This is a genomic window from Pseudoalteromonas sp. TB64 (assembly GCF_000498095.1).
In the GTDB taxonomy this organism is placed as follows: Bacteria; Pseudomonadota; Gammaproteobacteria; order Enterobacterales; family Alteromonadaceae; genus Pseudoalteromonas.
In genome coordinates this window covers 1-8,216 of record NZ_AUTQ01000045.1, presented here as the reverse complement: position 1 = coordinate 8,216, position 8,216 = coordinate 1, and the positions used below count along the sequence as shown (strand labels likewise).

At 38.3% G+C, this 8,216-nt stretch carries 8 protein-coding genes and 1 tRNA gene; 8 read left to right on the top strand and 1 reads right to left on the bottom strand.

All coding sequences use genetic code 11. The annotated features are described in order from the left end of the window. Positions 1–129: 129 nt before the first annotated feature. Entirely contained in the window at positions 130–426 is a 297-nt protein-coding gene (gene yhbY, locus L647_RS0101295; protein WP_024609591.1) for a ribosome assembly RNA-binding protein YhbY, read from the bottom strand. 88 nt (positions 427–514) lie between these two features. Here yhbY and rlmE point away from each other — a divergent pair, with 88 nt between their 5' ends. From rlmE to L647_RS0101255, 8 genes are all read left to right on the top strand, one after another. Then, a complete protein-coding gene (rlmE, locus tag L647_RS0101290; RefSeq protein ID WP_024609590.1) occupies positions 515–1,144 on the top strand; it encodes a 23S rRNA (uridine(2552)-2'-O)-methyltransferase RlmE in 630 nt (209 codons plus the stop codon). Positions 1,145–1,210: 66 nt separating this feature from the next. Beyond that, complete coding sequence (gene ftsH / locus L647_RS0101285) at positions 1,211–3,160, top strand: ATP-dependent zinc metalloprotease FtsH (RefSeq protein ID WP_033024192.1); 1,950 nt, start codon at positions 1,211–1,213, stop codon at positions 3,158–3,160. A 120-nt stretch (positions 3,161–3,280) separates the two neighbouring features. Beyond that, positions 3,281–4,126: a dihydropteroate synthase gene (gene folP / locus L647_RS0101280; RefSeq protein ID WP_024609588.1), complete on the top strand. Its 846-nt coding sequence runs from the start codon at positions 3,281–3,283 to the stop codon at positions 4,124–4,126. Further along, positions 4,126–5,475, top strand: a complete 1,350-nt coding sequence (gene glmM / locus L647_RS0101275; RefSeq protein WP_024609587.1) for a phosphoglucosamine mutase — start codon at positions 4,126–4,128, stop codon at positions 5,473–5,475. Before folP ends, glmM begins: the two co-directional genes overlap by 1 nt. A gap of 72 nt (positions 5,476–5,547) precedes the next feature. Then, positions 5,548–6,297, top strand: coding sequence for a triose-phosphate isomerase (gene tpiA, locus L647_RS0101270; protein ID WP_024609586.1), 750 nt, complete (start codon positions 5,548–5,550; stop codon positions 6,295–6,297). A 1-nt stretch (position 6,298) separates the two neighbouring features. Continuing rightward, positions 6,299–6,652, top strand: a complete 354-nt coding sequence (gene secG, locus L647_RS0101265; RefSeq protein WP_024609585.1) for a preprotein translocase subunit SecG — start codon at positions 6,299–6,301, stop codon at positions 6,650–6,652. Between the two features lie 78 nt (positions 6,653–6,730). Beyond that, positions 6,731–6,815 (top strand) — tRNA-Leu (locus L647_RS0101260). 209 nt (positions 6,816–7,024) lie between these two features. Beyond that, a partial coding sequence (locus L647_RS0101255) for a methyl-accepting chemotaxis protein (protein ID WP_024609584.1) occupies positions 7,025–8,216 on the top strand: 1,192 nt, incomplete at its 3' end.

Below are 8,216 nucleotides of genomic sequence, written 5' to 3'. Positions count from 1 at the left end.
TAAATTCAGAAGCCTTTATAAACTAACCAGAAGATCGGTCAATGGATCGTTAAATATTTCTTAACTGATCGGCATTAAGCATTAAGCTGGTTTTTTCATTCAACGTGCTAAATCTTTAAAAAAGAAGGATTAGCTACGTGGTAATCTAATTTTTTTCTCTACACTTTGACGATAAATCACGATAGTGTGACCAATCGATTGTAGTTTAGTAGCACCAGTTTCACGTACTATTGCATCAAAAATTAGCGCTTTAGTTTCACGATCGTCAGTAGGAACTTTTACTTTAATCAATTCGTGAATTTCTAATGCACTTTGAATTTCCATTACTACGCCTTCGGTTAAACCGTTAGAACCTAGTAAAACTACGGGCTTAAGACTATGTGCTTGACCCTTTAAGAACTGCTTTTGTTTGTTTGATAATGTCATGTTTATACAAATTTTGCTGAATATGGCTTGAATTAAGAGTATTCTACCGCCATCTAAAGAATATTACTAATTAGTTGCGTGTTAATTTATGACAAATAAAAAACAGTCAGCCAGTTCACAGCGATGGCTGAAAGAACATTTTGATGATAAATATGTTCAAGAAGCGCAAAAAAAAGGCTGGCGTTCTAGAGCGGTTTTTAAATTAGATGAAATCCAGAACAGAGACAAATTACTTCGTCCAGCGATGACTGTTGTTGACCTAGGCGCTGCGCCTGGTAGTTGGTCACAATACCTAGCTGAAAAAGTAGGTGATAAAGGTCAAGTTATTGCGTGCGATATACTTCCTATGGATTCATTAGCGGGTGTTGACTTTTTGCAAGGTGACTTTCGTGAAGAAGCTGTATTAAGTGCTTTATTAAAACGTATTGATGGTAAAAATGTTGATGTGGTATTGTCTGACATGGCACCAAATATGAGTGGTAACAACTCAGTTGACCAAGCTGGTAGTATGTATCTAGTTGAGCTTGCATTAGATATGTGTAATCAAGTATTGAAGAAAAATGGTGCATTTGTTGTTAAAGTATTCCAAGGGGAAGGCTTTGATCAATTCCTGCAAGATGTACGTAATAGTTTTAAAATAGTAAAAATACGCAAACCTGATGCCTCACGTGCCCGTTCTCGGGAAGTATATATAGTAGCGAGCGGATACAAACTATAGTACAGTTACTTGGCGTTTAGTTGAATTTACATTAATTGGATACAAGAGGTTAACCCCTTGAGCGATATGGCGAAAAATTTAATACTATGGCTGGTAATTGCAGTTGTGCTGATGTCAGTCTTTCATAGCTTTAATGGTGGCGATCAAGTTGATCGTCAAACGAGTTACAGTCAATTTGTTAAAGATGCCCGAAACGGCTCTATACAAGAAGTTGCGATAGAAAGTACGAGTGGAACAATTACTGGTACTAAAACGAGTGGCGAACGTTTTCAAACGATTATGCCTATTTACGATAAAGATATTTTAAATGATTTACTTAAAAGTGATGTAAATGTGAAAGGGGTTAAACCCGAGGAACAATCATTTTTAGCAAATATATTTATTTCTTGGTTCCCAATGATACTGCTTATTGGTGTATGGATATTCTTCATGCGTCAAATGCAAGGCGGTGGTGGTAAAGGTGCGATGTCGTTCGGTAAGAGCAAAGCGCGCTTGATGAGCGAAGATCAAATTAAAACAACGTTTGCTGATGTAGCCGGTTGTGATGAAGCGAAAGAAGATGTTACTGAATTAGTAGACTTCTTACGTGACCCATCAAAATTCCAAAAATTAGGCGGTAGCATTCCTAAAGGCGTATTAATGGTAGGTCCTCCAGGTACGGGTAAAACCTTACTTGCAAAGGCTGTTGCTGGTGAAGCAAAAGTGCCATTTTTTACAATTTCAGGCTCAGACTTTGTTGAAATGTTTGTTGGTGTTGGTGCATCACGTGTACGTGACATGTTCGAACAAGCTAAAAAAGCATCACCTTGTATTATCTTTATAGATGAGATTGATGCTGTAGGTCGTAAACGTGGCGCAGGAATGGGCGGCGGTAACGACGAGCGCGAACAAACACTTAACCAAATGCTAGTAGAAATGGATGGTTTTGGTGGTAACGAGGGTATTATCGTTATTGCAGCAACAAACCGTCCTGATGTATTGGACCCAGCATTACTTCGTCCAGGTCGTTTTGACCGCCAAGTAGAAGTTGGTTTACCAGACATTCGTGGTCGTGAACAGATTCTTAAAGTACATATGCGCAAAGTACCTTTAGGCGATAACGTAGAAGCTGCTTTAATTGCTCGTGGTACTCCTGGATTTTCAGGTGCTGATTTAGCTAACTTGGTAAACGAAGCAGCCCTTTATGCTGCTCGTGGAAATAAACGAGTTGTTAGCATGGCTGAGTTCGATGCCGCTAAAGATAAAATTATGATGGGCGCTGAGCGCAAAACCATGGTAATGAGCGAGCAAGAAAAAGCAATGACAGCTTATCATGAAGCTGGTCACGCGATTGTAGGTCGCATGGTACCAGAGCATGATCCAGTGTATAAAGTGTCTATCATTCCACGTGGTCGTGCACTAGGTGTAACGATGTACTTGCCTGAGCAAGACCGTGTAAGTCATTCTAAAGAGCTTCTAGAGTCAATGATTTCTAGCCTTTATGGTGGTCGAATTGCTGAAGCACTTATTTACGGCGCAGATAAAGTAACAACGGGTGCAAGTAATGATATTGAACGAGCAACAGATATAGCTCGTAAAATGGTTACGCATTGGGGTTTAAGTGAAAAACTTGGTCCATTACTTTATGCTGAAGATCAAAATGAAATGTATATGGGTGGCGGTGGAAGTCGCGCATCAAGCATGTCTGATGATACAGCGAAAGTCATAGATGCTGAGATTCGTTTATTCTCAGACCGTAACTACCAAAGAGCAGAAGATATATTAAAAGAAAACATTGATATTCTTCACTCGATGAAAGACGCACTGATGAAATACGAAACAATCGATGCTAAACAAATTGATGATTTAATGGCACGTCAACCAGTTCGCGAACCTCGCGATGCGCATGACCGTCATGAGCAAAAATCAGAAAAAGTAGATGTTAGTAAAGATAAGGCTGTTGATGATAGCGAAAGTCAAAAACCTACAGATTTATCAAAAAAAGATGATACAAATCTTGATAATAAAGATGATTAATCGTTAAAATAGTAAATTAAAAGCCCCGAACTTCGGGGCTTTTTTTGTATGGATTTAATTTAATATCCTAATTATGTATTAGGGTTTTGCTTAATTGCTATAAGAATACAAAGGTTAGCAATGAATGACTTACTAAACCTCCCTCATGGGCGCACTCTAAATTTAACTAACCCTGTGATAATGGGTATATTAAATGTGACACCAGATTCATTTTCTGATGGTGGAGAGTACTTAAATATCAATATAGCACTTGAACGTGCAATGCAATTACTTAATGATGGTGCACTGATTTTGGATATTGGTGGGGAGTCGACTAGACCCGGTGCTCCCGATGTAAGTCTTGAAGATGAACTGGCACGTGTTATTCCTGTTATAAAAGCAATACGCAATAAAAGTGATTGCGTAATATCTGTTGATACAAGTAAAGCAGAGGTAATGAAGCAGGCTATTACAGCTGGGGCTGATATTGTAAATGACGTTAGAGCTTTACAAGAACCCGGTGCATTAGACGTTGTAGCGCAGTTTGAAAATGTAGCTGTTTGTTTGATGCACATGCAAGGGCAACCACGTAGCATGCAATCTTCACCGCATTATGATGATCTATTAGCTAATATTAGTGATTTTTTTAATAAGCGCATAATTGCCTGTAAAACAGCAGGGATTAAGCTAGAACAGCTTATTTTAGACCCAGGTTTTGGATTTGGAAAAACACTTAGCCATAATTATAAAATTTTAGCTAAGTTTGATGATTTTAATAAGTTTGGTTTACCATTACTTGCAGGCTTATCACGTAAATTGATGATAGGAAACTTATTAAATAGAGAAACAAATGAACGGTTAGCGGGTAGTTTAGCTGGCGCATTAATCGCAGCACAAAATGGCGCTAAAATAATTCGAGTACACGACGTAAAAGAAACAGCAGATGTACTTAATGTATTACTAGCCTGTGAACAAGGAATTCTATAATGAAAGAAAGAAAATATTTTGGTACTGATGGTGTTCGTGGATTAGTTGGTACCGCACCAATTACACCTGAGTTTGCTATGAAACTAGGTTGGGCAGCAGGACGTGTTTTATCTAAAAATGGAACTAAAAAAGTTATCATTGGCAAAGATACACGTATTTCTGGTTATATGCTTGAAACCGCAATTGAATCTGGTTTCATTGCCGCTGGAATTGATGTTGTATTACTTGGGCCAATGCCAACCCCGGCAATTGCCTATTTAGCGCAAACTTTTCGCGCTGAAGCCGGTGTTGTTATCAGTGCTTCACATAATCCATATTATGATAACGGTATTAAGTTTTTTAATGGCAGCGGCTTAAAGCTTGATGATGCAGTTGAGTTACAAATAGAAGCTATGCTAGATGAGCCAATGACGTGTGTTGCCTCAGATAAATTAGGTAAAGCGAGCCGATTACCTAGCGCTGATGGACGTTACATTGAATTTTGTAAAAGTCAGTTTCCTCAAGGCTTATCGCTAGAGGGTTTAAAAATTGTTGTTGATTGCGCTAATGGCGCAACTTATCACATAGCTCCTTCTGTTATGCGAGAGCTTGGTGCAGACGTTATTACTTTTGCATGTGAGCCAAATGGTGTAAACATTAATCACGAATGTGGTGCTACTCATGTAGACACTCTAAAACGTAAAGTACTTGAATTTAAAGCTGATGTAGGTATTGCCTATGACGGTGATGGTGACCGCGTGATGATGGTTGACCATAATGGTCGTGTTTTTGATGGTGATGATTTAGTTTATATTATTGCCTGCCAAGCCGCTCAAGATGATAACTTAGGCGGTGGTGTAGTTGGCACCGTTATGTCGAATATGGGTTTAGAAAACGCCTTGAAAGCGAAGGGAATTGAGTTTGCTCGCAGCAAAGTAGGTGACCGATATGTTATGGAGCTACTGCAACAAAAAGGCTGGAAAATCGGTGGAGAGAGCTCTGGACATGTTCTCAACCTTGATTTAATAAGTACCGGTGATGGTATTATTTCGAGCTTACAAGTATTGGCTGCTATGGTTGCACAAAATCGCACGCTTCAAGATTTAGGTGCTGGTTTTACCAAGTATCCAATGAAAATGATAAATGTGCGTTATACCCCAGGAACAGATCCAACTAAAGCAAAAGAAGTGCTTGCTGCTGTTGCTCAAGTTGAAGAATGTTTGGGCGATAAAGGGCGCGTTTTACTTCGTAAATCAGGCACTGAACCCGTTGTTCGTGTTATGGTTGAAGCAGAGCAAGAAAAAATAGTAATAGATAGCGCTCAAAAAATTGCGGATGTTGTCGAATCTATGAGCAAACAAACTGATTGATAACAATAACCTCTTGTAACTTTGGGTGAGAAAAGTTAATATCTCGCCCGTTTTCTAATGTGGAGTGGAAGAATGGCAATACGCAAAGCGATGGTCGCAGGCAACTGGAAAATGAACGGTTCTTTAGAACTTGTTAAACAAATGTCTGAAGCTATTAACAGTGTTAAATCCCAAGAGATAGACATTGTTTTATTTCCTCCGTTCCCATTAATATCGGCACTTATTGCTAGTGGTGTATCTACAGGGGCACAAACTGTTTCTGAAAATAAGCCAGGTGCTTTTACTGGTGAAGTTGATGCTCAACTTATTAAAGATTTAGGTGCAGAGTATGTTTTAGTAGGACATTCTGAGCGCAGAAGTATTTATAACGAAAGTAATAATGCTGTAGCCGAAAAGTTTGCACGAGCTCAACAAGTTGGTTTAACACCTATTTTATGTGTAGGCGAAAGCGAAACTGAGCAAGAGAACGGTCAAACTGAGCAAGTAGTTGCTGCGCAAATTGATGCAGTAATTGAGAAAATAGGTGTAGCAGCACTAAAAGATTCTGTGATAGCATACGAGCCCGTTTGGGCCATTGGCACAGGTAAAACTGCATCGCCGGAACAGGCACAAAGCGTTCACAAATTTATCCGTGACAAAATTGCTGGATTAGATAGCGGTTTAGCACAAGGGCTTTCCATCTTATATGGTGGTAGCGTAAATGAAAAAAATAGCGAATTATTATTTGCACAAACAGATATAGACGGCGGCCTAATTGGTGGTGCTAGTTTAAAAGCAGATTCATTTACTGCAATCTGCAAAAGTGCAAAAGGAACCGTATAAGATGTACGAAATTTTATTAGTAGTTTATTTAGTAGTGGCTTTAGCTTTAGTTGGTATGGTTTTAATCCAGCAAGGTAAAGGCGCAGATATGGGTTCTTCATTTGGCGCTGGTGCTTCTGGTACCGTTTTTGGATCGTCAGGTGCTGGTAACTTCATGACAAAAACAACCACAAGCTTAGCAACTGTATTTTTTGTTTTAAGTATTGTGCTAGGTAACCTAACTGCAGGTCAAATTAAACAGACTGATGAGTGGGAAAACCTACAAGACGCACCAGCAGTTGAAACAGTTGTTCCTGTTGAAGAAGATGTTCCAGTAACATCAACTAAAGAGCAAAGCTCTGACGTGCCAAACTAATTTAGTTAAAACTAATAGTTAAACGATTTATATTCCTCAAATAAATCACTAAAGTTTAGCGATAAAGATAATACAAATGCGGATGTGGTGGAATTGGTAGACACGCCACCTTGAGGGGGTGGTGCTTTAGGGCATGGGGGTTCAAGTCCCCCCATCCGCACCAAATTTAGAAACCAGTAACAGTGATGTTACTGGTTTTTTTGTATCTGAAAATATACTGAATGTTTTTTGTTCATTACTAGCTTGTTTTAGAGGACTGTTCTATTTTTTAGAAAAAAAAGTATAAAAAAAACTAGAAATATTACAAATTTAGCTCACACTTATAAGTATTAAGCCGATAAGAATATAGACAACAAAATAAGGTAACACAGTATGGCTTCAGGCTTCTCTTTTCAAAACCTAAGCATAACGAAAAAAATACATGCAATAACATGCATTGCGGTAGTGGCCTTTATAGTGATCGTACTAATAAACTATTTGGCAATGAATGATAATAAGGTCTCTCTCGATGAAATGGGTAACTCATCGTACAAAGTAGTTAAATTAACTTCAGCAAATGTAGGGCTATTAGAAAAGCTTGATGAGCTTTATACTCAAGCTGTGACTTTTGGTGAACAAGATCTAATTGTTAAAGCGGATGAGGTATACCAAACTATAGAGTCCAATATTAATCTTATTACTCAATTGAGCAACTCTTACATTAATAATGATATTGTAAAAGAGTTATCAGATTACGAAAAAATATCCTCTAGTATTGCCAGCGGTATGGTTAACGGTACTGCTGATTATAGTAAAATACAACAACAAGCACAGCTAAAAACAAGTTTGTATGGGTCTGTTTTAGAAAGTTTTAAAGGGGCTCAGCAAAAAGCTGATAATCGTTTTTTCGAACTTGTAGCTAATACTAAAGCTCGTTCAGACGAAGCCTTAACTTTAATGTTAGTTGTATCTATTGTTTCGCTAATATTATTGTTATTCATGGCTATTTGGATTGCTAAAAATATAGGTTCATCTGCTAGTGACGCAGCTAATAATTTGAGTTTATTAGCAAGTGGGAATGGATCTTTAAGCACACAATTAGCGGTTAATTCAGAAGATGAGATTGGTCAAGTTTCTATTAATTTTAATGCGTTTATAGCTTTATTAAGAGAGACTGTATTAGAAGTTATTGCAGTTTGTGAACCTTTAATGGAAAACTCTACTCGGCTAGTTCAAGGCATGGAACAAGCAGAGCGTGCAACTACAAAGCAAACTACTGATGCTGAAATTGTTAAACAATCTATGGAGGAAATGAAGCAGAGTGTTGGTGATATATCACAGTCTGCAGCTAACGCTTCTAATGCAGCTGAAACAGCAGAGAAAGAAGTGGAGCAGAGCCGTGCACAAGTACAAATGTCTGTTACAGCATCTCGTACCCTTAGCGACGAAATTAATCAAGCTGCTACTACAATTAATAAACTTGCAGATGATACAAAAAATGTATCTCAGATTTTGAACGTTATTACGTCTATTGCAGATCAAACTAACTTGTTGGCGCTTAATGCAGCTATAGAAGCCGCTCGTG

Coding starts and splice junctions, on each gene's coding strand:
- folP (WP_024609588.1), top strand. CDS start 3,281: ATGAATGACTTACTAAACCTCCCTCATGGGCGCACTCTAAATTTAACT.
- tpiA (WP_024609586.1), top strand. CDS start 5,548: ATGGCAATACGCAAAGCGATGGTCGCAGGCAACTGGAAAATGAACGGT.
- ftsH (WP_033024192.1), top strand. CDS start 1,211: ATGGCGAAAAATTTAATACTATGGCTGGTAATTGCAGTTGTGCTGATG.
- yhbY (WP_024609591.1), bottom strand. CDS start 426: ATGACATTATCAAACAAACAAAAGCAGTTCTTAAAGGGTCAAGCACAT.
- rlmE (WP_024609590.1), top strand. CDS start 515: ATGACAAATAAAAAACAGTCAGCCAGTTCACAGCGATGGCTGAAAGAA.
- secG (WP_024609585.1), top strand. CDS start 6,299: ATGTACGAAATTTTATTAGTAGTTTATTTAGTAGTGGCTTTAGCTTTA.
- glmM (WP_024609587.1), top strand. CDS start 4,126: ATGAAAGAAAGAAAATATTTTGGTACTGATGGTGTTCGTGGATTAGTT.